Source organism: Devosia sp. Z6_126, from assembly GCF_058133495.1.
Genome location: NZ_JBYUNO010000005.1, coordinates 36,556 through 60,069, shown reverse-complemented (window position 1 = coordinate 60,069; position 23,514 = coordinate 36,556). Strand labels below are relative to the sequence as shown.

The window sequence follows — 23,514 nt, the reverse complement described above, 5'->3', positions numbered from 1 at the left end:
TACTCACATGGTTACGCCACCATCGGCGATATAAACCGCGCCGGTGGTGTAGGCTGATTCATCGGAAGCAAGGTGCACGGCAAGCGCTGCGATTTCTTCAGGGCGCCCGAGGCGGCCCAGCGGCTGTCGGGCGACAAAGGCGGCACGGGCCGCGTCATAGTCGCCGGTGGCGCGGGCCCGCTCGTTAAGCGAGGGGCTATCGGTGGTGCCGGGGGCGATCAGATTGGCGCGGATGCCGCGGCCGACAAAGTCGGCGGCAAGGCCCTTGGTCAGGCCCACCAACGCCGCCTTGCTCGCCCCATAAGCAAAGCGGTTGGGCGTGGCTTTGATCGCGCCTGCAATCGAGCCCACATTGATGATGTTGCCGCGTCCGCGCTCCAGCATGGCGGGCAGCAATGCCTTGATCAGGCGAAAAGGCGCGGTGACATTGACATCGAGCGATGCTGCCCATTCTTCCTCATCGCAATCAAGGATGGTGCCGGCATGAACATAGCCGGCGACATTAACCAGCACATCGATGGCGCCGACGTCGCGGGCGAACTCGGCGATCCCCCCACTGTCGGTCACATCGAGCAGCCGCGTGGCAATGGGCGCGGGCAGCTCAAAGGGCGAGCGGCTGGTCGCCAGAACAGCGGCACCCTCCTGGGCAAAGGCAATGGCGATGGCACGGCCGATGCCGGCTCCCGCCCCGGTAACCACGGCCGATTTGCCGGCCAGCCGCGGCGCGCTCAATCGACAGCCCCCGACTGAAAGGCAGTGCCTTCGCCAATCACCTGCAGATAGGCCATCTTGGTTTCCCCGATATGGGTGGCGAGCAGCTCGCGCAGCCCCGCGATGTCTCGCCGCCGCACTAGCTCCAGCATCCTGCGGTGCTCGGCCACGGAGCGGGAATTGAGATCGGCGATATTGGACAGGCGGGAGCGTAGCGCCTGGATGCGAAAACCGATCTGGCTGAACGCCTCCCCCAGAAACGGATTGCCACACAGCTCGATGAAGGCTTGGTGGAAGCGCCCGTCCAGCTTCTGATAAGCGACGGTGTCGTTGCGATCATAGGCCTGCTGCATCTCGTCCATCAGGCTTGTCATGGTGGCGAGCAGCGGCTCGTGGTTGTGCTCAATGGCGAGGCCACACGCGGCAAGCTCGAGAATGCTGCGCAACTCGCTGATCTGGACCACCTGCTCAGCCTCGATGCGGAACACATAAGTGCCTTTTTGGGGCAGCACCTCGACCAGCCCTTCAAGACGCAGCTGCTGCAAGGCCTCGCGAACCGGGGTCTTGGACATGCCCAGATCGGCGGCCAGCGCGTTTTCGGATAAGGACGCGCCCAATTGGATGCGGTTGTCGATGATCCGATTGCGCAACTCGTCGACCACCAGTTCTTTGAGCGATCTTGGCCGTTCGATCTTCATGTAAGCCCCCTCAGCTGCCCTGGCGATCAGACAATTGTTGCCGTGAGCACCCAATTGTCCGAGCCACGGCTCGCCTTGGTCTCACCCGAAGATGAGGTTGGGAACAAACAGCACGATCTCTGGAACAAAGATCAGCAGCATAGTGACCAAGCAAATCGCCAGCAGCAATGGCCAACCTTCCCGGACATAGTCTTTCACCGAGACTTTGAGGATCGAGCAGACCGTGTACATCGCGGCGCCTACCGGTGGGGTGAAGTTGCCCAGCGTTGCGGCAATAACAAAGACGATGCCGAAATGGACGGGGTCACCGCCCAGCTTGGTCACAACGGGCAGCACGATGGGCGTCATCATGATGATCAGCACAGTGGCATCGATGAAGCAGCCGGCAACGACCACCAGCAGGACAATGAGCACCATGACCATCTGCACGTTGTCAGTCACGTTGCCCAGGCCGGACGCCACCAGTTCGGGCAGCCGCTCAAAAACGATCCCGTAGCCAAAAATGGCCGAAAGGCTGATCAGGAACATCACCGAGCCGACATCGCCAAGGCTGGTTTCCAGGGCCTCAAGAAAGCTCTTCACCTTCATCTGCCGGTACACGAAAAAGCCGATGAACACGGCGTAGACCACCGCAAAGGCGCCGATCTCGGAGGGCGTGAAGATGCCCGCGCGAAGGCCCAACAGCAGGATAACGGGAAACAGCAAGGCCCAGATGCCCCCGCGGAACGCCGTCGTGGTTTCCTTGAGCGTTGGCCGCGTGCTCCTTTCAGGCGGATAGCCGCGCTTGGTAGCGGTGATCCAGACCGACAGGCTCATGGCGAGCCCGAGCAAGATTGCGGGAATGATGCCGCCGGCAAACAGCCGGCCGATGGAAACCGAGCCGATGGTTCCGAACAGGATCATGCCGATGCCGGGCGGAATGATGGGCGTAAGGAGCGAGGAAAACGACAGCACCCCGGCCGCAAAGCCCTTGCTCATGCCGCGGTCGATCATTTGCTGGCCGAGAATCCGCGACTGCATGGCGGCATCGGCGATGGCCGAGCCCGAAACGCCCCCCATCAGCGCGGACAGCACAATCGACACTTGGGCGAGGCCACCGCGCAGGCGCCCCGTCAGCACCGAGGCCAGATTGAGCAGGCCCTCGGTGATGCCCGAGCGGTTCATCAGATTGCCCGCCACGATAAACAGCGGCACCGCCAGAAGGGAGAAGTTCTGCGTTGTGGAAACGGTGATCTGTAACGGGATCGAGATCGGCAGCTCGGGGTGCTGCAGGAAAAACATCATGCCCGAGATCCCGATGGCAAATGCCACGGGCATGCCGATCACCAGCAGAACGGCAAAAACAATCGTAACGAGTAGCATCGGGGTTTCTCAGCTCAAGGAGGCCGTTGCAGGAGCATGGCCCATGCGCATGTTCCGCAGTTTGATGAGAGTGGTCAGCAGCATCAGGGCGCAGCCCGCCGCAATCGAGCTCGTCACCCAGGAATAAGAGACGCCCGGAATGCCATTAAAGGCCCGCGCGCGGCTCGCCCATGCCAGCGAAATGCCGTACCAAACGCCGTAAGCCAGAAACACGGCGATGATCACCAGATTGATTGCGTCAAGCACGCGCCTGGTCTTGTCCGAAAGCTTCTCGGTGAACAGGTCGAGCGCCATCAGCGTATTGCTGCGCCAGGCGATATCGGCGCACAGGAACACGGCCCAGGCAAAAAAGCAGGTGGAAAGATCGATGGTCCAGTTGAGCGGGGAGCGCGCCATGCGCGCCACCCCGCCGAGCAGCACCATCAGGATCATGGCAACAAGAAAGAACCCGGCAAGGACTGTTTCAATGCGGATCAGTGAACGGTAGAGCGTTTGCATGGCGGTCCTTGCCGGCTAGATGTTACTGGCGTCCCAAGTCCTGGTAGAGCGCATCGCGCACTTCGAGGAGACCCAACGCTTCGTAGGCTTTGACGCTGGCGGCGCGGAAAGCTTCGATGTCGACATCCTCGACCACGGTCATGCCCGCCTCGATCAAGGCCGCCTTTTCGCTGACCGCCTGCTCCTGCAGCACTTTGGTGGTTTCCTGGCCGGCAACGCGACATTCTTCCACCAGCGCGGTCTGGTAATCGGGCGGCAGGGAATCAAACCAGGTGGAGGAAACCACCTCAAAGTTCAGCAGCAGGATATGCCCGGTTTCGCTGACATGGGTCAGCACTTCCTGCAGGTTATTGGGGCGGATATTGGCGTAAGTGACCTCGGCGCCATCGATGGCGCGCTGCTGCAGGCCAGGATAGATCTCGCCGAAGGCCATGGCGGTCGGTGCAGCGCCCAGGGACCGGGTGGCTTCCTGCCAGATTGGGGCTGGCGGGGTGCGGATGCGCAGGCCGGAGAGTTCCTCGGGGTTGCGCACGGCCTGGTTGGTGAAGACGTGCCGCAAGCCCTGCGAGAAATCAAAGCAGACAACCTTGAGGCCGTGCTGGGTGGCCAGCTCATCAACCCAGCCCTGCACCACCGGCAATTCGGCCAGCTTAAACGCCTCCTCAAAGGAGTTCACGAGGTAGGGCCCGTTGAGCACGGCGATGTTGGGCACATAATTGCCCAGGCGGGCAGAGTCGGTGTTGAGGCCCAGATTGGCGCCCATGCGGACCTGCTCGATGATGTCTTCTTCCACGCCCAGCTGGCCGGAGTGAAACACCTCGATCTTCAAGCCGCCATTGGTACGCTCAAACACCCGGTCGGCCCAGTTCTGGAAGCCCTGATTGTAGGCTTCGGCGGGCGTATGCACATGGCTGAACCGCAAGGTGTAGTCCTGCGCGGCAACGGAACCGGCGGCAAGCACGGCCAGGCCCGTGGCGCCCAGAAGGGCGGCGATGCGCTGCTTGATGGTCATTTTCAACTCCCAAAGACACGACCTTGCACCCGCAAGGCGGCGGAAAACTTCAACGAAGGGCAAACCCTTCTCCCGTGGAACAGCACCGCTGGGGCGCTACGCCGCCTTGCTGGCGGTCTGTCATGGGCCGGCAGTTGCTCGGCGGCTTGATCTTGCACACTGGCATATCAGATGCAAGACAGCAGATATCACTTGAATGGAGCGCGAGACCTGTTCCAAACTGGTGCAAAGGAGAACACCGCATGAGCCAACGCGCCGTACACGCCTATACCTGGGCCCCGATGTGGACCAACGAGCATGGAGCCCAGGCCGTTAGCCGCGCCGCGGCGCTGGGGTTCGACTATGTCGTGGTGCCGATCCGCAACCACGAGAACATCGACCCTAAAACGATCGCCGCCATGTTTGCCGATGCGGGCATCAAGCCGGTGACCACCTCGCCCTTGCAGGCCGAGAACGACATTTCGAGCACCGACCGCGCGGTCTGGCAGCGCGGGGTTGATCGCCATAAGGCGGCGCTGGACCTCGCCGCCGCGATGGGCGCGGACCGGATGGGCGGCATTCTTTACTCAGCCTTTGGCAAGGCCGCGCGAGTGGCAAACGAGGACAACTTCAAGGCGGCGGCCGACGGACTAGCCCTGGTTGCGGAAAAGGCGCGTGGGATGGACATGATTCTCTCGCTTGAAGTGGTCAATCGTTACGAGACCAACCTCATCAACACAGCGGCCAATGCCGTGCACATGGTGGAGGCGATCGGGGCGGAGAATGTGAAGATCCACCTCGACACCTTCCATATGAACATCGAGGAAGACGACATGATGGGGGCGGTTGAACTCGCCCTGCCCCATCTCGCCTATTTCGAGATCGACCAGAACCATCGCGGTCTTCTCAGCCGTGGCACAATCGATTTCTCGCCTTTCCTGCAGCGCCTCAAACAGGCCAATTATTCCGGGCTGATCGGTGTGGAGGCCTTCTCCGCGGCCATCTCCCATCCCGACATCACCGCCGGCGTTGGCGCCTGGCGCAACATGTTCGAGAACGGCGACGATGTAGGCCGCGAGGCCATCGAACTGCTGGCCCGCCACGGCTTCTGATCGAGCCGAGCCACCAGGATCCCAGCGCCCGGCATTGCTGCCCACTCCTAGGCGATAGCCACCCGCTCTGGAGCGGCGTCGGGGACGGGAGACAGGCCGCTGCGGCTACCTTGAACCCGGCATGGTGCTGCAGGACGTGGGCGGACGCCGAGTGAAAGGTACCCATCCATGGCACGCCGTGGCGGCCATCCTCAGGCATGGTGTCGAGCCTTGGTTCTACCTTCTCGAGCGCCGCCAGAAGGCAACTGCCATCGAGCAGCATAGGCGAGCAGACGACCTGGATCCCTTCGCTCATGAGCGGGTCGACCAGCGCGTCGGGCTACTGGCCGTGGCCAAACCGAATGGCAATGTCGATGCGCCCGTTGATGAAATCGAGCTCGCCATCGGTGGAGACGACGTTCACCGAGATATCGGGGTAGAGCTTTTGGAAGGAGGGCAGACGCGGCAGGAGCCAGCGAGTGCCGAAAGTGGGAAGCATGCCGACCGAGAGCGTGCCCTGTCCTGCCCTCGATGACAAGCCCTTAGCTCGCCATCCCACCGGGACTACTCATCCTCTTCACGGTACTCGCCGTGAACTTCCTCGGCGACGGGTTGCGAGACGCCATGGAGCCGCGGGAGTAAACAAGAGCGGGCTTGGGATCTATATCGCCACTACGGCGGGCGCACCGCTGCATGGATCAGGGGCAACTACACCAGTAGCCCCTGCGTGGTCGGGATGCTCTGGCAGGAAATCGCTGCAGGTCGCGGTGCCTTTGCCATCCAGGGACGCTCCGGCAGTTGCCGCGAACTGCGCATCAGGGATGGCGCAGCGGATCCTGCCGCCACGCCATTCGCCGCGCCCGTCGGGACCCGACTGTCCGTCATTTGGCCTTCGACTTGGGCAATTCTGTACGGACCGGCTCTCCCAAGTCCGCACAGCCGTTGTCATTGTGGACGCCCCGCTTGCCGTCGGGGGTGGTGCGGACCGAAACACAGCCCTCGGGCAACATGCCGGCCTGTCCTCGGTCTACTTGGTCGTGAGATTATAGTAGGTGACGTCTGCCGAGGAGCCCTGCACGAAGCCTTCCACATTCGCCCGATCGGCCCGCTGCGAGGTGGCCTGGAACATGATGACGTAGGGACCCTCATCCAACAGCCGTTTTTGCAGGTCGATATAGGCCTGCATGCGCGCCTCCGTGTCGCTCTCCTCGGCGGCGGCCTTGGTCGCGGCGGTTAGCTCAGGCGACTCCCAGGCATTGCGCCAGGCCAGCGGCTTGGCCGTGGCTTCGTCCGAATTGTCGTTGTTGGTGATGAAGCCGTCGGCATTGGTGTGCGGGTCCATGTAGTCGGGGCCCCAATAGACCATCAGCGCCTCGTGCTCGCGCGCGCGATACTTGGTCAGCATGGGCGCCATTTCCGAGGACACGATGTTCACGGTGACACCGGCTTGCGCAAAGGTCGACTGCACCGATTGGGCCATGTTGACAAAGGGCGAGAAATTGGGCGCATCGAGGTCAAGGGTGAAGCCGTCAGGCAGGCCGGCTTCCGCCAGCAGCGCCTTGGCTTTTTCCGGGTCGAAGTCATAGGGGTTCTCGTTATAGGAGGCCCAGAAGCCCTCCGCCCAGAATGACTGGTGCACCTGCGCGGCCCCTTTGAGGAAAGAATTGGCTATGCCCTCGTAATCGATGAGGTGGCGCAGCGCCTGGCGAACTTTTGGATCCTGCAGCTCCGGGGTCTTTTGGTTGAGGCCGATATAATAAAGCAGCGCCTGCGGGACCGTGGTGACTTCGATGTCGGCATTGCCTTCAATGGAGGCAATCTGGTCCGGGCTCAGGTTCATTGCAATGTCGACATCGCCCTTCTCCAGCGCGAGCCGCTGGGCCGAGGCTTCGGGAATGTGCTGCACCACGACGCGCTTGAGATTGGCCTCGCCGCCGCGATAGTTCGGATTGGACGCCAGAACAACGGCCTCATTGGGCGTCCAGGAGCGGATCACATACGCCCCCGACCCGGCCGAAGTGGTCTTGAGCCACGCATTGCCCAGGTCACCATCAACTTCATTTTCCAGGGCGAGCTTGCTGTCCACAACGGAGCCGACCACGGAACCAAGGAGCGCATAAACCAGCGAGGGCGCGAAATCGACGCCGATCTGGACCACCAGGGTCGACTCGTCTGGTGCAGTCACCATCGTGTCGACATTCTCCTTGGTCCAGCCCAGTTGCGAGAGCAGAAACACCGGCGACTTTTCGAGCTTGATCACCCGTTGCAGCGACCATGCGGCGTCGCCCGCAGTCACGGGGTTGCCCGAAGCAAAGGTCTGGCCCGGCCGCATCTTGAACGTAAAGGTTCTGCCGTCTTCGCTGACTTCAACGCTCTCGGCGGCGCCGGGGACCAGACTGTTCACGTCCGTCGGCTCGAACCGCATGATGCGGTCATAGGCATTGGCGAGCACCTCGATGCCGGAGAGCTCATACGCCTCGGCCGGATCAAGCGAGATCAGATCGTCGATCTGTTTGGCGATCACCAGCGTATCGGCCGGTGTCGCGGCAAACGCGTGAGGCATGAGCGCCAACAGCGCCCCCGTAACAAGACTATATTTCAGGCCGTTCCACATGCACGTCTCCCTATGGAAGTCCTTCGCGGTCGTTTGCGAGCGAGGATCTTACCGCAACCACGTCATGTGAAGTGCTTTTGCCTAAAAAGACAAGAGACTGGCTAGGCCCCTGCCCGCGTAAAGCCACGGCTTGCTTGAACCAGGTTGCGCGTGTACTCGACTTTCATCTTGCCTGCCCGCAGGTCATCGGCGCTGATCACTTCAACCACCCGGCCGAGCTGCATGATGGCAATGCGGCTGCAAAGATGCGCCACCACCGCAAGATCGTGGCTAACCAGGATGGATGTGAGGCTGTAGCTGCGCCCGAGCCGCCCCAGCAGATTGAGGATTTCGGCCTGGATGGATACGTCCAGCGCCGATGTCGGCTCATCCAGCAGCAGGATTGGCGGCTTCAGCATCAGGGCGCGGGCAATGGCTACCCGCTGGCGCTGGCCGCCGGAGAGCTGGTGGGGATAGCGGAAGCGCTGCGTGGCTTGAAGCCCGACATCTGCAATCGCTTGCGAGACCTTTGCGTCGATATCGCTTTCCCGGTGGATCTCAAGCGGCTCCCTGAGGGTGTCGTCGACGGTCTTGCGGGGATGCAGGGAGCCGTAGGGATCCTGGAACACATATTGCAGCAAGCGCCGATCGGAGCGTCGTCGACTGCCAGCGGGCTGGCCGTTGACCTCGATGGTTCCATCACTGGGGGGCACGAGGCCCGCAATCGCCCGCAGCACGGTGGACTTACCCGAACCGGACTCGCCAACAATGCCAAAGCTTTCACCCGGCGCCACCGCAAAGGAAACGCCCTGCACGGCGCGGATTTCCCGGCTGCCCACGCGAAAAATGACGTCGAGATTGTTGACCGAGATCACGTGAGCCACTCGGGATCGCGGACCATGGTCGCAAGTTCAGCCTGTTGAGCATCGAGTGATGGGGTCGCGGCCACCAGCGCCCTTGTATAGGGATGGCGCGCATTGTGAAGGTCCCTGGCCGCGCATTGCTCGACAATGCGGCCGCCATACATGATCAGCACGCGGTCGCAGAAGCTCGCCACCATGGTCAGATTGTGGCTGATCATGATGAGCCCCATGCCGCGATCACGCACAAGATCATCCAGGATGCGCAGAACTTCGTTTTGCACGGTGACGTCAAGCGCCGAAGTCGGCTCGTCGGCGATCAGCAGGTCAGGTTCGGCCACCAGCATCATGGCAATCATCACGCGCTGGCCCATGCCGCCCGAGAGCTGGTGGGGGTGCAGCCCATGGACCAGTTCGGGGTCGCGGATCTGCACTGCCTCGAGCATCGCCAGCGTCCGCTGCCGGGCGTCGGCTCGGGATGCCTTGATGTGCAGCAACAAGGTTTCCTCGATCTGCTTGCCGACGGTCTGCACCGGGTTGAGCGAATATTTGGGATCCTGCATCACCATTGACATACGGCGGCCGCGCAGTTCGCCCCATTCACGCTCGGTGCAACCCAGCAGGTTCTTGCCGGCGTAGGACATTGTTTGCGCCGTGACAGTGGCCGAGCGCGGCAGCAGGCCGAGAAGCGCGCGTCCCATTGTGCTTTTGCCTGATCCGGATTCCCCCACGACACCGAGGCGCTCCCGGCCCAGGGTGAAGCTGGCGTCCCGGACCGCGCGCGTCACGCCGGACCGTGTGGGAAAACTAACCTCGAGGCCTTCGACGACAAGAAGATTATCGGTCATTGGATTTCGGATCAAACACGTCACGCAGCCCGTCGCCCAGCAGATTGAACCCCAAGCTGACGATGAAGATGGCAAGCCCGGGAATGGTGGCCACCCACCACTGGTCAAGAATAACTTCGCGCCCCGCCGAAACCATTGCCCCCCATTCAGGCGTCGGGGGCTGGGCGCCAAGGCCAAGAAAGCCGAGACCGGCGGCGGTGAGAATAATTCCAGCCATGTCGAGCGTGAGGCGGACGATCACCGAGGACAGGCAAAGCGGCACCACGTGTCGAAACAAGATCCGCCCGGTCGAAGCGCCCTGAAGGACTGCCGCCTGGATGAAGTCGCTATGGGCGATCGCCATGGTTTCCGAGCGCGCCAAGCGGGCATAGGCAGGCCAGGACGTCAGAGCAATGGCGAGCACTGCGTTTTCAATGCCCGGCCCCAGGGCCGCAGCAAAGGCGAGTGCCAAAATCAGGCGGGGGAAGGCCAGGAATATATCGGTGATGCGCATCAACACCACGTCCACCCAGCCACCCGCATAGCCTGCCGCGGTGCCCAGCGCGAGGCCAATCGGCACAACCACAACCGAAACCAGAAGCACGATGGTCAGCGTCGCCCGTGCCCCGTACAGCGTTCGAGTGAAGATGTCGCGGCCCAACTCGTCGGCACCAAACCAGTAAGTGGCGGAGGGCGGTGCAAGCCGGTCGCTGAGCACTGACTCGAACGGTGACTTGCCCATGGTCAACAAGGGCGCGAACACCGCCAGCAGAACCAACACCGTGACAATCACCAGCCCGATCAGCGCCGTTGGATTGGCGACAACGGCGCCGAAGCTGCGGTAAACGCTACCGAATATGGCCTGACGCCGGGACTGGGGCGCGTCGCTTGCCAGCCACTGTCCAATGGTGTCGCTCATGAGCGCCTCAGCCGCGGATCGAATAACTTGTAGAGCATGTCGGACACGACGTTGATCGTGATAAAGACAGCCCCAACCAGCACCGTCCCGCCCAGCACGGCGTTCATGTCGCTGTTGAACAAGGCGCGGGTGATGTAGAGACCCAGCCCCGGCCAGGCGAACACGGTTTCCGTAAGCACGGCTCCTTCCAGCAGCGAGGCATAGCTCAGCCCGATCACGGTGATCAGCGGCACCATGATGTTGGGGAATGCGTGCCGCCAGACTGCACCCCAATAGGAGTTGCCCTTGATGCGCGCCGCGATGACATATTCCTGGCTTAACTGGTCGATCATAAAGCTGCGCGTCATGCGGGCGATATAGGCAAGCGAGAAGTAGCCCAGCAAGCTCGCGGGCAGGATCAGGTGACTGAAAGCATTCGAGAAGATCTCCCAGTTTCCTTCCAACGCTGCGTCGATCAGGATCACGCCGGTGCGGTGCTCGAGGACGCCCTGGTAGAACACATCCAATCGACCAGTTCCTGCCACCCAGCCGAGCTTGCCATAAAACAGGAAAAGTCCAACCAGCCCGAGCCAAAAGATCGGGACGGAATAGCCGAGAAGACCCACCACCCGGATCAATTGATCCGGCCAGCGGCCCTTGGCTGCAGCTGCAACAACCCCCATTGGGATGCCGAGCACCACCCCGATGATGATGGCGATAGTTGCAAGTTCAAACGTGGCCGGAAATACGCGCAACAGGTCGCTAAGCACCGGGCGCGAGGTCAGCACCGAAACCCCGAAATCGCCGGACACGAGGCGCTTGAGGTAGATGCCGTACTGAACAAACACCGGTTGGTCGAGCCCGAGCTCCTTGTAGACCGCATCATAAGTTGCCGCGCCCACCCGGTCGCCCGTCACAGCGAGCACCGGATCGATATTGGTCAGGCGGCTGATCAGAAAGGTTACCGCGGTCAGGCCAACAAAAGTGATCGCGAGGGTAAGTACAAGTGAGGCAATCCGGCCCAGAACAGCCATCGGCCGCTTGCCGCTGACGCCTCGCGCAGCACTTGGCCCGGTTTGGACCTGAACTTCGGCCCTCACGCTACGGCGTCCACGCGCATAATACCCCGAAGGCGAGTTGGGCTGCAAAGGCTAGCCGAGATTGCAAACCAGTCCCCAAACCTAGCCCAGCGCGGCCAGTGGCTCAGAGGCGGGAGTGGGCAGTAACCGTTGGTACGCAGCATGAAACCAATAGCCATGTCGACGGCCGTAACCCTGAAAAGCATGGCATCTACCATTCGCGTAGGCGAAACTTCCGCGTCCGCCGACACGATCCGAGGCTCCGCGTTGAGACGGTCGCGGTTACGCATGCGCCTGCCGCCAACATAGTTCACCCCTTTGATTGATCAATACTTGCCACCCATTCAAACTCGGCGCAAGGGAAGCCCGATAGACAGTTTACCTTTATATACAGGGCGCGCACTCAGCCCATGTGCACGTCCGTAGCTAATCCAAGGATGAACTTGAGCACAAAGCCAATCCGCGACCCACAGTAGCAATGGGGCACGATCCTCAAGCTTTATGTCTATGGCTCCCTGCACCGGCCGTTTCTGGGGAGGAAGCTAGACGCAACATTGACCCCATGTTGGCTGACCGGCAAGCTGGTGCGGGCTTCAACACCACTTGGACTGCACTCAACGGGTCGCGCAGGGCGTCAGCCCTGCGTTGCGCAATATCGCGAATGCGTCCTCGACCACCAAGATCAGTGCCCACACCCTCGGCCGGGCCACCCGGTCATTGCACGTGCGCAATGACCGCCGGATGTCTGAACTGCCAAGACGGTCAATCAGGTCGACAGGCACCGATTTGCGGGACCAGTGAACTGAACCTCGCCGGTGCACCAAGGATGCAATGGGCTTAAGCAATGAACAAACGCTCCCGTCACATGCGACGGGATACTATGAGAGAATCCGCTTTTTGATTGGGACTCTGCTTCTGCAACTTCAGCGGCTTAGGAATGGCGGAGAGGGAGGGACTCTGCGCGAATTCCACGTTTTCGCCCGGATATTGGCGGTTTGCACGCGGCACAAACGCCGGTTGGTACAAGCCGAGGTACAATCGCGGATCCAGCTCGGCTTTGCAAGGGGTCTGCATTGTGACCCTCACGTCCAATGACGCACAGGCTGTCCCGGTGGCTGAAAGACCTGTGCAGCACCCCTGACCCTCTCTACGCTTGCCGGCGAGGGTCGTCCTGCCAGCCTGAAGTCCCACCCAACCTGTCCTGCGCTTGGCATAATGCGTCATGGCAGTGTGGACCGAGGCATGATCCGCCGAGGCGGCGACCTCCTCGGGCGCCATCCAGCTCTTGGCCGTAGCCATCCCGACATGGCGCAGGGTGTAGAGGCTGACCCGCGCGATGCCGAGGCATTTGCAGATGCGGGCCAGTCGCGAAGCGAGCCGGCTATGGAGCTTCTTCCAGGCGCCGGCTTCATGGACCGCTGCACACAGGCGGTCCAGGAACTTCACTAGCGGGGCAATAGCCTTCTTGCCCATGGGTTCAAGATCACGCTCGCGTTCCTCACCATTTCCCCGCCCATTGGTGGCGTTGGCGTTCTGCACCATCAACATCATGCCCTCCACCCGAGCGTTGAGATATTCGACGGGCCGCAGGAAGAGCGCTGCCCCGAAGACCAGGAAGCCCCGGATCAGCTTGTCATCTGACCGACCCGAATCATGGAGGAACTGCTCCAGCCGGGTGAACTGCGCGATGGGTAGGCTCTTGCGCTTCTTTGCCGAGGTCTTTCGAGGTCCCGACCTCTTCGGCAAGGGCCCCCTGTGCAAGCGCTCTACAGGGAGCGTACGCGCTTTAGGATGAGACGGTAACGTCTCCAGTGCCATCAGGATGGCGGCCCGATACTGCCGCACGGTGCTGGGTGCCCAGCGTTCATTCTGGGCACAGAACCAGCCGGTGAGTCCAGCATATCCCCGCCGGCCCGATCTTCCCGCTCGGCCATCAGGCGTAAGTTATGGACCCTCTGGCGATAGGCCGTTATTGTCTGTTCGCTACGGCTGGCGATCCGCCCGGTGCAATCGGTGGTCATGGTGACCGTCTCCCCTTGTTACTCGACGCTTCGCGAACACCCTGTCCACGAACGCGGCAAGCCACAAGCTCACAAGCCGGTGATCGATTCCGGCCATCTCTGGTGGGGCCTATATTCGTCCCTGGCGCGGCCATGGACGAACCCGATGGTCAATTCCTACAAGTGCACCGATCGGCCGCACACCACGTCGAGGCCACCTGGGCGCCCAATTGATGGCAATCGCGCGGCACCAAACCCACGCGTGCAATACGGGTGTCTGCTTAATCCCTCCTTCCAGATGCGGCGCTGTGCCTGCGGCGACCTTGATCGATATCCGCTGCATGTTGCGCGCTGCTAGCGGGATCCTGGTCCGTCGGCGAACTTTCGAAGCTGGACAAGAACGGAAACCGGCTCTAGCAATTTGTTGCCTCGGTGCCCGCGCTTGCGGGAGAATCGGAAACGCGGTGCAAAACCGCGGCGCGCCCAGCGCTGTAACGGGGATCCTCGGGAACTATGCCACTGGTCTTGGCCGGGAAGGCTCCCGAAGGAGTTGAACCGGAGCCAGAAGACCGGCCAGGCCTATATCGGTCGCTGTGTGGAGAGCAGCCCCTGTCAAACCACAGGAGCATCGCCATGCCTGCCAGTTTTGATCGCCCCGCCGCCCTTCAATATGCACCGTTAGGTCCGTTTTCCGCCGAGGAGAAGGCCGCGGTTTACAGGGCCATCCAGACGCGCCGTGACGTGAGACGGGATTTTCTGGCTGACGCCGTTGCGGAGGCGGTGTTATGGCGCATGCTAGAGGCCGCCCACCATGCTCCCTCAGTCGGGTTGATGCAGCCCTGGAACTTCCTGATCGTCACCGCGCCAGCACAAAAAGCGCGGATCAGGGCCATTTTCGAGCGCGCCAATGCGGAGGCGATGGCCATGTTCCCGCCTGAGCGCAGAAGAGATTATGCGGCCCTCAAGCTTGAGGGCATTTTGCAAGCGCCAGTCGGGATCTGCGTGACCTGCGACCCGGGCAGGGCAGGTCCCGTGGCGCTTGGGGCGACCCATATGCCCGACATGGCCGTGTTCAGCACGGTTTGTGCCATCCAGAACCTGTGGCTGGCCGGACGCGCAGAAGGGGTTGGTGTCGGCTGGGTGAGTATTCTCGATGAAGGAGCTCTCAAGGAGGTGCTGGGCATTCCCTCCCAGCTACGCGTAATCGCCTATCTCTGCGCGGGGCTGGTAGAGCAGACAATGACGAGCCCAGAACTCGAGCAGCGTGGATGGCGCCAGCGCCTCCCGCTCGAGCAGCTGGTCTATCGTGATCGCTGGGGTGAGCCCGCCTAAAAGCGCCGTATGTCCAGCCGGAGATTGTATTGATCGGCAAAGCCTGTTCCCACTCTGCCATTGATTATGGGGCGCCGTGACACAGCAGCCTATTTGGCCGAAATTTCTTAAAGAACATGAGTTACGGTCCATCACGCAGTACTGAGGGGCCAAGGTGAAGTTGTTCGACATGCGACCGCCACACGCAGCTGTCCCTGAGCGAAAGCTGGGCAGCAGGTTGGATCGCATTCGCTCCTTGCTGGGTCTATCCTCCGCCAGTCTTCGCTGTTTAAGGACCGGCGGTTCAACTCCAACGGTTCAGAGTGGATCCTCCCTTGTGTTGAAAGGTGCCGCTTTGGACTTTGAGCGGCGCGCGCGGACAGTCCGGCTACCCTTGGTGCTGGCCAACCTCTATGCCAACGAGACGCTCGCTCGCGACCAACTAAGGTTTGCTGACGGCAATCCCGTTGGCTTCCTTGCTTTTCTGCCGCTTGGTGGGAACGCCCACTCTCCCAGCCATCTGCTGACGTTGGGTGATAAAACGCCACGGAGCCTCGGCACGGCGAACCAATTGGCCATGATTGCGCTCGAGGCCTTTCATCCCGGACAGATTGAAAGTGGAAGTCCCGCATCATTCGACCTGAGCGACGACCTGATACTCATAGACCAGGCTACAGCGAGCGCCGGTTTGGGCATTTGGCAGTTTCGTCTGGCTGAGAATGCGCTTCGGTGGAGTTCTGGAGTTTATGACCTGTTTGGTATCGAGCGAGGTACCCCTCTGAACCGGGACCGCACGGTCAGTCACTATTCGGATACCTCGCGGGTCGCAATGGAAGAATCCCGCGCGCGGGCTATCGAAACCGGAGGCGAGTTCACAATGGACGCGGAGATCATCCGAGCAGATGGTCAAAAGCGATGGATGCGTCTTTCAGCAGGGGTGCAGCTGGCCAACGGCCGCCCTGAAAGGCTTTTTGGCACCAAGCAGGATATCACCGAGGACCGTCTTCTGATCGACCGCCTGCGTCATCTTGCAGAGACAGATGCCATGACGGGTTTAGCCAACAGGGCACTCCTTGAGGCTCGCCTAGATCGGCCCCAGGGTATTAGTGCCTTGCTGCTCGTGGATCTCGACGGCTTCAAGTCGATCAACGACACTTATGGTCACGCCTTTGGTGATGCATGTCTTAGAGAGGTAGCGCAGCGGTTGCGTGCTTGCTGTGTTGACGTTCCGCTTGTCGGCAGACTTGGAGGCGACGAGTTCGCGGTAGTTTTACACGCTGAGCATGGGCCTGAGTATGCTGAGCGATTGGCCCGTCAGATAGTGGAGGTCATGCAGTTGCCGTTTGAATATTATGGTGCAAAGGTCCAGCTGGGCGCCTCCGTGGGGCTGGCCTTTCGTTTGGAAGAGGCAGGAGAGGAGCTTTTCCGGCAGGCAGACCAGGCGCTATATGCCGCGAAAGCCGAAGGTCGCGGAACAAGCCGCAGTTTCAGCCGAGCCGGTCGCTAACGCTCGAGGCAACTCCATCGTCGTCGTCGCTCCGCTGCTGGATCAGCGTTGCGGCAGAGAAAAACCCAAGGGCTGTCGCTCGCGCGCATGGGGCCGACATGTTGGCCATCCCGGGTGCGATAAAACTTGCCGTCCTCGATTGTCACTACATTCTCTACCATCGTGTACCTCATCCGGGATTTCGGCGCTCAAGATTCGACCTTAGTCGAGACATGTGGCTCGATGATGTATCTCCGGTAATGGTTGGCGACCGATGACATGTCGCTTTGAGCGTCGCGGCGCCCTTGTTGATGCTCCAGCGGGGAGCGCTTAGCTGCCACAGCAGCCTTCTGGTCCAACTCATCGGGGAAGTGGCGCGACCACGTTTGGTTTTCAACCTTGAATACGCCGAGGCGACAAGCTTACCCACCTCGTTCAGCGCGTCGCAGGCTGCAGCGGCGACGCGTTTGCCGATTGAAGCGGATTAAGATCCATTTGGTCGGGAGCAATTCAGAATACAGGTTGTGGTGGAAGGCACCAACCGCCCGTCTCAGTAGCAACCGAACTGATGCAAGTCTTGTAGAAACTGCTGCCCGAGGAGTCGCGGCCGCTGTGCGTGGTGCCGAACGAGTGGTTCTGCTGCGTCGAGTTCCAGCTGTTCCTTCGGGGAAAGCAGACGTTGCTGGTCTGGCAAAATGGGGCTGCATGTGGCTTGGCAGCTTTCGGCCTGCGTGGACCAATAGCGATCATCAGCTCCAGGGCGGGAGGGTCGACAGCGGCCCTGGCGACCATGTTCGAACACGACAGATGATCGACCCGCGGGCTGCTCTGTGGCGTTATGCTTAAAGGCTGTCCTCGAGAATCTTGAGGAAGTCGGGCGCGCCGACCGGTCGCGAATTGGAAGCGGTCGAGTGATCCTTGACCGCGTATTGCGCGATCTGCTCGAAGCAGTCGGGGGTTACGCCCATCTGGCCGAGCGTCGATGGCAGTCCCAGCCGTTGCGCAAGCGCGGCCATCTCAACGGACAGATCGACATGTTCCGACAGGCGCAGCGCGGCCCGAAGGCGCACATACTTTTCTTCGCTGCCCACGGCGTTGTAGCGCAGCACCGCCGGCAGCAGCACGGCGTTGAGCGTACCATGGTGAAGCCTGAGCGATTTGAGTCCACCGAGCGGATGGGACAGCGAATGCACGGCGCCCAGCCCCTTCTGGAAGGTCAGGCCGCCTTGCAGCGCCGCCATCATCATTTCACGCCGCGCAATAGGGTCGGAGCCAATCCGCGTGGCAGGCTCAATCCATCTCGCCGCTCGGGCGAGTCCATCAAGGGCAATCGCATCGGCCACCGGGTTGAATCGGGGGCTGAGAAAGGTCTCGATACAATGGGTGATGGCATCCATGCCAGTCGCCGCCGTGAGGTAGGGCGGCAGCCCAAGGGTCAGGTCCGGATCGCAAAGGGCAACGTTTGGGATCATGTAGGGGGAAATGAAGCCAAGCTTGCGGCCGTCCTCAAGGGTCAGCAGCGCCGCGCGTCCGACCTCGCTGCCGGTACCCGCCGTGGTGGGCACCGCAATGACCGGAGGCTTGTTCCCGTAATCCGGTCCATGCCCCCCAGAATGGCAGCATAGTGTTCCAGCGGCCCAGAGTGGGTGGCGAGGAGCGAGACCGCCTTTCCGAGATCGACAGCCGAGCCGCCGCCGACAGCCACGATGCTGTCACAGCCGGCGGTCTCAAACAACTCGACTGCTTTATAGGCTGCCGCTTCTGTCGGATTCTCAGGCGTATCATCGAAGACGGCTATGCCTTGCTGCAAGCCTGACTTGGCCAGAACGGTTGCGAGCAGACCGGCGGCAACAATTCCCTTGTCTGTAACGACGAGGGGCCGTGACACGCCGAGGAGCTTTAATTCATCGGCGAGCAAGGAGATGGCTCCCGCTTCGAACTGAATGCGCGTCAAGTATTGAATCAGGGCCATCTGGTTTCCCCTAGCGGTCGCCCAAAGGCTTAGGCCCTATGCGACGGCGCGGAAACCCGGCTGGGCCGCCATCGCCAACAAACGTCGGGGTTGGCCCCGCACCCCAAACCGATGCGAAGCCAACATTGTTATAGCGACCTGATCGGGCTGAGGCCGTTCCTAGAGGGGGCCAGGGAAATGGCATTGCTCAGCGGACGGCCGAATTCGGGGATGCTGATCTCGAACACATCGCCGACCTGGGTCTTGATGCCATCGCCGAACGAGGCGACCGAAGTGCCCATGAACTGCACATGCACATCGCCAGGGCGCAGAAACTGGTCATACTTGAAGTGATGGTATTCGAGGTTGGCGAGGGAGTGGCACATATTGTCCTCCCCGGTGGGGAACGACTTTTCCCACAGAGTTGCGCCGTCACGCAGGATACGGACATGGCCGACAAGATTTGACGGCAGGTCGCCGATAAACAGCTCCGGGCCGTAGGCGCAGAAGCGCAGCTTGGAATGGGCCAGGTAGAGGTAGTTCTTCTTTTCGGTGACGTGGTCAGTGGTCTCATTGCCCACCGCAAAGCCGACGCGCCAGGGCGCGCCATCAGGGGCAATAACATAGAGCCCAACGACTTCGGGTTCTTCGCCCGAATCTTCGGCAAAGTCTGGCATCGGCAGCGGCTGGCCCGGACGGGACACGATAGCGCCGTCCCCTTTGTAGAACCATTCCGGCTGAACCCCGGCCTTACCGGCCTCGGGCTTGCCGCCTTCGACGCCCCACTTGAAGATGCGCATGGAGTCGTTGAGTTCAGCTTCGGCGCCAGCGATCTTGGCGTGCATCTGGCTGCGGGCCGCGGCGCTGCCCGTATGGGTCAGGCCAGTGCCGGCTATAACCGTATGGGCCGGATCTTCATGGTCGAGCGGCGGTAGGACGCGACCGGCTGCCATGAGCGCATCGTAGTCATGCGTTTCGCCCGTGCCCCGGACCTCGACCTCTTCGGAGAGCGAACGGCCGGCAGCGATGGCGTTCAGGGCTAGCTGGCGGACCGTGGCCGTGCCGTTGAGGGTGAGAATGGCATTGCCGTCAACCACGCCAACGGCGCGCGCGCCATCGCTAAGCTCGAACTGAATCAGCCGCATGAAATATACTCCGCTATCTGTAAAAGGTGGTGGCCCGTTGCGGCCGCTAGGTGGGAGGCGGTCAGGCGCCTCCCGGTCCGGGCTGCCTTAGTTGGCAGTGCCCATGTCTTCGCGCGCCTGCTGGATGAGGTCGGCACCGATGGTTTCAGCGAATTCCTCGACGACGGGGGCGACGGTATCGCGCATGCGGGTCATTTCCTCATCCGACAGACGGGTCACTTCCATGCCTTCTTCATCTAGCAACGCGACCAGCCGGTCCGCGTCGCTGCGCGAGAGGTCACGCTGATAGACAGCAGATTCCTGCGCAGCTTCCATGACGAGCCCCTGGTCCTCGGCGGAAAGACCATCAAACCAGGCTTTGCTGGCGAGCAGCAGGTAAGGCGTGTAGACGTGGCCGGTCAGCGCCAGATGGTCCTGCACTTCGTAGAAGCGGCTGGAATGGATCAGTCCGACCGGGGTTTCCTGGGCATCGACCGTGCGGGTCTCGAGCGCGGCAAACAGCTCTGGATAGGGCAGCGGCACGGGATTGGAGCCTAGTGCGGTGAAGGTCGCAATGAACAGCGGGTTGGGAATAACGCGGATGTTCAGCCCGGCGACATCATCGACCGAGTTGATCGGGCGCACCGCATTGGTCATGTGGCGGAAGCCGTTATCCCAAAAGGCGAGGCCAACCATGTTGAGCGCGTCGAGCTTTTCGAACAGCGCGTCACCGACGCGGCCGTCCATGACCTTATCCACCGCCTCGAAATCGGGGTAGAAGAAGGGCAGGTCGAAGATCAGATATTCGGGGATCGAGCCGACGAGGTTTGAGGTCGGGCCGACCATGATCTCAAGGATGCCGCCCTGGATGGACGACTGCATCTGCGGCTCGTTGCCGAGCGTGCCATTGCCGAACTTCTGCAGCTCGATGCGACCCTCGGTCTTCTCGGCGAGCAGTTCGGCGAACTTGTTGACGCCCTTGCCGACGGGATGTTCCTCGACCGGCACGTAGCCGATACGGGCGGTCTGGGCTGCTGCGGGCAGGCTTGCCGAGACCAGCACCAGGGCGGTTGCAGCAAGCAGTTTGGTAAATTTCATTGTTTTCCTCCGGTTATTGTTGATTCAGTAGAACAGTTCGAGCGGGCCCGTGACGATACCTGGAAACAGGATCAGCAGGATCAGCACGGCAATTTCCGCAAGCAGGAAGGGCATCACCCCGACCACAGCCTTTTCGAGCGGTATGCGGGCGACGCCGCTGACGGTGTTCAGCACGGCGCCGACCGGCGGGGTGATCATCCCGATGGCGGCACAGATGATGAAGACCACACCGAAATAGATCGGATCAATGCCGGCCGCGTTGACCACCGGCATTAACACCGGCACGAGGATGGTGATGGCTGGCGTGAAATCGAGCACGCTGCCGATGATGAAGACGCCAAGCATCATCAGCGCCATAAGCAGGATGGGCTGGTCGATGAAGGGTCCGAGGAAGCCGATCACCTGTGCCGGAACATTGGCGACGGTGATGAGGAAGGCCGTGACGCTTGAGGCGGCGACCAGCAGCATGATGATCGCTGTCAGCTTCGATGATGCCAGGAGGCAGCCATAGAGATCCTTGAGCGTCAGCTCACGGTAGATAACCATGCTGACGAACAGCGCATAGGCGGCGGCCACGATGCCTGCTTCGGTAGGGGTGAACACGCCCATGCGCAGGCCCACAATGATGATGACAGGCAGGAACAGTGCCCAAACCGCGTCCCGCAGCGACCGGAGCACGTCCTTAAAGCTTTTGCGCGGCAGGGTCGGCGTGTTGTCGCGGCGCGAGATGATGAACCAGGCTACGACCAGGCTGAGCGCCATGAGCAGGCCTGGCACGATGCCGGCCAGGAATAGCTGGACGATGGAAAGGTTGGCGGTGACGCCGAGGACCACGAAGCCGATGGAGGGCGGGATGACGGGGGCGATGATGCCGGTTGCGGCCATCAGGCCTGTGGTTCGACCGACTGGATAGCCGGCCTTGAGCATGATGGGCAACAGCATGATGGCGAGGGTGGCGGTATCGGCGATGGCCGAGCCGGACAGGGTCGCCAGCACCACGCCGGTGCCGATCACCACATAGCCCAGTCCGCCGCGCAAATGGCCGAACAGAGCCATGGCCACGTCAACGATGCGGCGCGACAGGCCGCCGGCGGTCATCAGCTCGCCGGCGAGCATGAAGAACGGAATGGCCATCAGCGGATAGCTGTCGGCGCCGTCGATCATCTTCTGGGCCAGGATTTGGGGGTCCATCATGCCCAGCATCCACATCATGGCGATGGCGCAGACCATGAGAGCGAAGGCAACGGGAATGCCGATGGCCATGGCGGCCCCTAGCGAGCCGAGAAAGATTAGGGCACTCATGGCGCGGATCCTTCGGCGGGCAAAGCGTTGGGCTGCAACTGGTTTTGATCGCCGCGTGCGGAGCGGTAGAGATTGAAGATCAAGATCGCGGCCCAGAACACGGCGGCAGCGATGCCGGCGGCATACATCCAGCCCACCGAAATGCCCGAGAGCGGCAGGTTGTTGCTCCAGTTCACCTGGGCCTGGCGGAGGCTGCCCTGGAAAACCAGCCAGCAGCACCACAGCATCAAGAGATGCGCCAGCCACAGGGACAGCACGCGGAACCTTGGTGAGAGGCGGTTGATCATGGCGTCGACGGAGATATGCATGCCCTCACGCAGCGCCACGACACTTCCGAGCATGATGATCCAGACAAAGATCAGGCGCGACAGCTCCACCGAAATGGGAATGCCGGAGCGCAGGCCATAACGCAGCACGACGTTCCAGAATACGAGCAGGCACATCACGGTCATGCCCAGGACGAGCAGATGCTCCATCCAGCGGAATACGAAGAATTTGGGTCTTCCCACCAGCAGTCTCCTCATGCGCGAAGGGGTACGCCTTACTATGGCGGTTCTCGGCGTTCGTGCATGCGGGTTCTTCTAGCGGCGCATGGAAGAGCTGTATAATGAGGTGTTCTGATAAAGGTATGAGGAGGAGTTATACCCCGTGCTGCCAAGTCTCGATTCGATGGCTGCCCGCCTGCGGCTGCGTCACTTCCGTCTGCTCATCGCCATAGACGATCACGGCTCGGTGCAAAAAGCGGCGGAGGCCGTCGCGTTGACACAGCCGGGCGCCACCAAGGCATTGCAGGAAATCGAGGCCGCCATGGGCGAGCAGTTGTTCGTCCGCAATCATCGCGGGCTCGAACCGAACGAGCTGGGTCATTGCGTGATTCGCTATGCGCGGATGGTGATGATGGACATGCAGCACCTGCGCGAAGAGATGAAGGCAGTACTTGAAGGCGTGGGCGGCAGGCTTTCGATCGGCATGATCATGGGCGCGGTGCCGCTGGCCACGAAGGGCCTGTCGCGCCTGCTGCAGAAACAGCCCCAGCTCTCGGTCCAGGTGCACGAGGATACCAGCGCCCGGCTGCTCCATCTCATCGATGACGGAAGGCTCGACATTGCCATTTGCCGCACCAGCGTCAGTCACCGGCCGGAGCAGTATCGCACCGTTAAGGTCAAGGATGAGCAGTTGTGTATCGCGGTCAGCATCGAGCATCCCTGCGCCAACCTCACCGCGGTGACGCTGGAGGACGTGGCCGACTACCCATGGATCGTGTGCTCGGCGAATATGCCGATGCGCCGGCTGCTCGAGCGCGAGTTCAACGAATATGGACTGCAGTTCCCCACTAACCTGGTCGAAACCACGTCGGCCTTCGCCACCATGTCACTCATGAGGCACAGCCACCAGATGGTGGCCCTGCTGGCCACCGATGTGGGCAATTTTTTTTCCCAATCGGCCGCGGTCCGCGTATTACCGGTCACCCTGCGCACACGTTCGGAGCCCTATATGCTGGTCACGCGTTGGGATCGTACTGAATCCCCTGTCATGCGAATGTTCATCGAACAGCTTATTGATGCCGATGCCCTCCCCGAGCCGCAGTCGAGCAGGGCGGAACCGATGCTGGCATGACGCGGAGCGGCCGACAT

At 61.4% G+C, this 23,514-nt stretch carries 21 protein-coding genes, 1 pseudogene and 1 riboswitch; of the genes and pseudogenes, 4 read left to right on the top strand and 18 right to left on the bottom strand.

Translation table 11 applies throughout. The features are described 5' to 3' along the window. Positions 1-3: 3 nt before the first annotated feature. The 5 genes from AC3YOG_RS18575 to AC3YOG_RS18555 all read right to left on the bottom strand — a co-directional run bounded on the left by AC3YOG_RS18575 (position 4) and on the right by AC3YOG_RS18555 (position 4,281). Positions 4-732 (bottom strand): SDR family oxidoreductase, encoded by a 729-nt coding sequence (locus AC3YOG_RS18575; protein ID WP_489936161.1) that lies wholly within the window; start codon positions 730-732, stop codon positions 4-6. Beyond that, positions 729-1,409 (bottom strand): GntR family transcriptional regulator, encoded by a 681-nt coding sequence (locus tag AC3YOG_RS18570; RefSeq protein WP_489936160.1) that lies wholly within the window; start codon positions 1,407-1,409, stop codon positions 729-731. The genes AC3YOG_RS18575 and AC3YOG_RS18570 overlap by 4 nt, the downstream gene beginning before the upstream one ends. Before the next feature lie 81 nt (positions 1,410-1,490). Next, positions 1,491-2,771: a TRAP transporter large permease gene (locus AC3YOG_RS18565; RefSeq protein WP_489936159.1), complete on the bottom strand. Its 1,281-nt coding sequence runs from the start codon at positions 2,769-2,771 to the stop codon at positions 1,491-1,493. Positions 2,772-2,780: 9 nt separating this feature from the next. Beyond that, positions 2,781-3,269 carry a TRAP transporter small permease gene (locus AC3YOG_RS18560; RefSeq protein ID WP_489936158.1) on the bottom strand — a complete coding sequence of 163 codons (489 nt, stop codon included), beginning with the start codon at positions 3,267-3,269 and terminating at the stop codon, positions 2,781-2,783. Positions 3,270-3,291: 22 nt separating this feature from the next. Beyond that, positions 3,292-4,281: a C4-dicarboxylate TRAP transporter substrate-binding protein gene (locus AC3YOG_RS18555; RefSeq protein ID WP_489936157.1), complete on the bottom strand. Its 990-nt coding sequence runs from the start codon at positions 4,279-4,281 to the stop codon at positions 3,292-3,294. A gap of 242 nt (positions 4,282-4,523) precedes the next feature. On the opposite strand from AC3YOG_RS18555, the gene AC3YOG_RS18550 reads away from it, so the two are divergent. Continuing rightward, positions 4,524-5,372 (top strand): sugar phosphate isomerase/epimerase family protein, encoded by an 849-nt coding sequence (locus AC3YOG_RS18550; protein ID WP_489936156.1) that lies wholly within the window; start codon positions 4,524-4,526, stop codon positions 5,370-5,372. Positions 5,373-5,691: 319 nt separating this feature from the next. Here AC3YOG_RS18550 and AC3YOG_RS18545 read toward each other — a convergent pair whose 3' ends face one another. From AC3YOG_RS18545 to AC3YOG_RS18510, 8 genes are all read right to left on the bottom strand, one after another. Then, entirely contained in the window at positions 5,692-5,889 is a 198-nt protein-coding gene (locus AC3YOG_RS18545; RefSeq protein ID WP_489936155.1) for a LysR substrate-binding domain-containing protein, read from the bottom strand. Positions 5,890-6,378: 489 nt separating this feature from the next. Next, positions 6,379-7,965 (bottom strand): ABC transporter substrate-binding protein, encoded by a 1,587-nt coding sequence (locus AC3YOG_RS18540; protein WP_489936154.1) that lies wholly within the window; start codon positions 7,963-7,965, stop codon positions 6,379-6,381. 101 nt (positions 7,966-8,066) lie between these two features. Then, entirely contained in the window at positions 8,067-8,828 is a 762-nt protein-coding gene (locus AC3YOG_RS18535; protein WP_489936153.1) for an ABC transporter ATP-binding protein, read from the bottom strand. Beyond that, complete coding sequence (locus AC3YOG_RS18530) at positions 8,816-9,652, bottom strand: ABC transporter ATP-binding protein (RefSeq protein WP_489936152.1); 837 nt, start codon at positions 9,650-9,652, stop codon at positions 8,816-8,818. The genes AC3YOG_RS18535 and AC3YOG_RS18530 overlap by 13 nt, the downstream gene beginning before the upstream one ends. After that, complete coding sequence (gene nikC, locus AC3YOG_RS18525; protein WP_489936151.1) at positions 9,642-10,550, bottom strand: nickel transporter permease; 909 nt, start codon at positions 10,548-10,550, stop codon at positions 9,642-9,644. The genes AC3YOG_RS18530 and nikC overlap by 11 nt, the downstream gene beginning before the upstream one ends. Then, complete coding sequence (locus AC3YOG_RS18520; protein ID WP_489936243.1) at positions 10,547-11,563, bottom strand: ABC transporter permease; 1,017 nt, start codon at positions 11,561-11,563, stop codon at positions 10,547-10,549. The genes nikC and AC3YOG_RS18520 overlap by 4 nt, the downstream gene beginning before the upstream one ends. Before the next feature lie 659 nt (positions 11,564-12,222). After that, positions 12,223-12,429: a DUF6538 domain-containing protein gene (locus AC3YOG_RS18515; protein WP_489936242.1), complete on the bottom strand. Its 207-nt coding sequence runs from the start codon at positions 12,427-12,429 to the stop codon at positions 12,223-12,225. 40 nt (positions 12,430-12,469) lie between these two features. Further along, entirely contained in the window at positions 12,470-13,354 is an 885-nt protein-coding gene (locus AC3YOG_RS18510) for a hypothetical protein (protein WP_489936150.1), read from the bottom strand. 667 nt (positions 13,355-14,021) lie between these two features. Next, positions 14,022-14,200, top strand: a riboswitch (cobalamin riboswitch). 41 nt (positions 14,201-14,241) lie between these two features. Here AC3YOG_RS18510 and bluB point away from each other — a divergent pair. Both bluB and AC3YOG_RS18500 read left to right on the top strand, forming a co-directional pair. Continuing rightward, a complete protein-coding gene (gene bluB, locus AC3YOG_RS18505) occupies positions 14,242-14,940 on the top strand; it encodes a 5,6-dimethylbenzimidazole synthase (RefSeq protein ID WP_489936149.1) in 699 nt (232 codons plus the stop codon). A gap of 316 nt (positions 14,941-15,256) precedes the next feature. Beyond that, a complete protein-coding gene (locus AC3YOG_RS18500) occupies positions 15,257-16,426 on the top strand; it encodes a diguanylate cyclase domain-containing protein (protein ID WP_489936148.1) in 1,170 nt (389 codons plus the stop codon). Between the two features lie 821 nt (positions 16,427-17,247). Here the strand turns inward: AC3YOG_RS18500 and AC3YOG_RS18495 are convergent. From AC3YOG_RS18495 to AC3YOG_RS18475, 5 genes and pseudogenes are all read right to left on the bottom strand, one after another. Next, positions 17,248-18,377 (bottom strand): annotated as a pseudogene (locus AC3YOG_RS18495) (iron-containing alcohol dehydrogenase). 128 nt (positions 18,378-18,505) lie between these two features. After that, positions 18,506-19,501, bottom strand: a complete 996-nt coding sequence (araD1, locus tag AC3YOG_RS18490; protein ID WP_489936147.1) for an AraD1 family protein — start codon at positions 19,499-19,501, stop codon at positions 18,506-18,508. 87 nt (positions 19,502-19,588) lie between these two features. Then, complete coding sequence (locus AC3YOG_RS18485) at positions 19,589-20,578, bottom strand: TRAP transporter substrate-binding protein (protein ID WP_489936146.1); 990 nt, start codon at positions 20,576-20,578, stop codon at positions 19,589-19,591. 24 nt (positions 20,579-20,602) lie between these two features. After that, entirely contained in the window at positions 20,603-21,880 is a 1,278-nt protein-coding gene (locus AC3YOG_RS18480) for a TRAP transporter large permease (protein ID WP_489936145.1), read from the bottom strand. Continuing rightward, positions 21,877-22,389, bottom strand: a complete 513-nt coding sequence (locus tag AC3YOG_RS18475) for a TRAP transporter small permease (protein WP_489936144.1) — start codon at positions 22,387-22,389, stop codon at positions 21,877-21,879. The genes AC3YOG_RS18480 and AC3YOG_RS18475 overlap by 4 nt, the downstream gene beginning before the upstream one ends. A 139-nt stretch (positions 22,390-22,528) precedes the next feature. Between AC3YOG_RS18475 and AC3YOG_RS18470 the strand changes: the two genes are divergently transcribed. Then, entirely contained in the window at positions 22,529-23,497 is a 969-nt protein-coding gene (locus tag AC3YOG_RS18470; RefSeq protein ID WP_489936143.1) for a LysR substrate-binding domain-containing protein, read from the top strand. Positions 23,498-23,514: the final 17 nt, after the last annotated feature.

Excerpts from the sequence above, each read along its gene's own strand:
- AC3YOG_RS18555 (WP_489936157.1), bottom strand. The coding sequence starts at position 4,281 with ATGACCATCAAGCAGCGCATCGCCGCCCTTCTGGGCGCCACGGGCCTG.
- nikC (WP_489936151.1), bottom strand. The coding sequence starts at position 10,550 with ATGAGCGACACCATTGGACAGTGGCTGGCAAGCGACGCGCCCCAGTCC.
- AC3YOG_RS18570 (WP_489936160.1), bottom strand. The coding sequence starts at position 1,409 with ATGAAGATCGAACGGCCAAGATCGCTCAAAGAACTGGTGGTCGACGAG.
- AC3YOG_RS18550 (WP_489936156.1), top strand. The coding sequence starts at position 4,524 with ATGAGCCAACGCGCCGTACACGCCTATACCTGGGCCCCGATGTGGACC.
- AC3YOG_RS18520 (WP_489936243.1), bottom strand. The coding sequence starts at position 11,563 with ATGGCTGTTCTGGGCCGGATTGCCTCACTTGTACTTACCCTCGCGATC.
- AC3YOG_RS18540 (WP_489936154.1), bottom strand. The coding sequence starts at position 7,965 with ATGTGGAACGGCCTGAAATATAGTCTTGTTACGGGGGCGCTGTTGGCG.
- AC3YOG_RS18530 (WP_489936152.1), bottom strand. The coding sequence starts at position 9,652 with ATGACCGATAATCTTCTTGTCGTCGAAGGCCTCGAGGTTAGTTTTCCC.
- bluB (WP_489936149.1), top strand. The coding sequence starts at position 14,242 with ATGCCTGCCAGTTTTGATCGCCCCGCCGCCCTTCAATATGCACCGTTA.
- AC3YOG_RS18560 (WP_489936158.1), bottom strand. The coding sequence starts at position 3,269 with ATGCAAACGCTCTACCGTTCACTGATCCGCATTGAAACAGTCCTTGCC.
- AC3YOG_RS18565 (WP_489936159.1), bottom strand. The coding sequence starts at position 2,771 with ATGCTACTCGTTACGATTGTTTTTGCCGTTCTGCTGGTGATCGGCATG.
- AC3YOG_RS18485 (WP_489936146.1), bottom strand. The coding sequence starts at position 20,578 with ATGAAATTTACCAAACTGCTTGCTGCAACCGCCCTGGTGCTGGTCTCG.
- araD1 (WP_489936147.1), bottom strand. The coding sequence starts at position 19,501 with ATGCGGCTGATTCAGTTCGAGCTTAGCGATGGCGCGCGCGCCGTTGGC.
- AC3YOG_RS18480 (WP_489936145.1), bottom strand. The coding sequence starts at position 21,880 with ATGAGTGCCCTAATCTTTCTCGGCTCGCTAGGGGCCGCCATGGCCATC.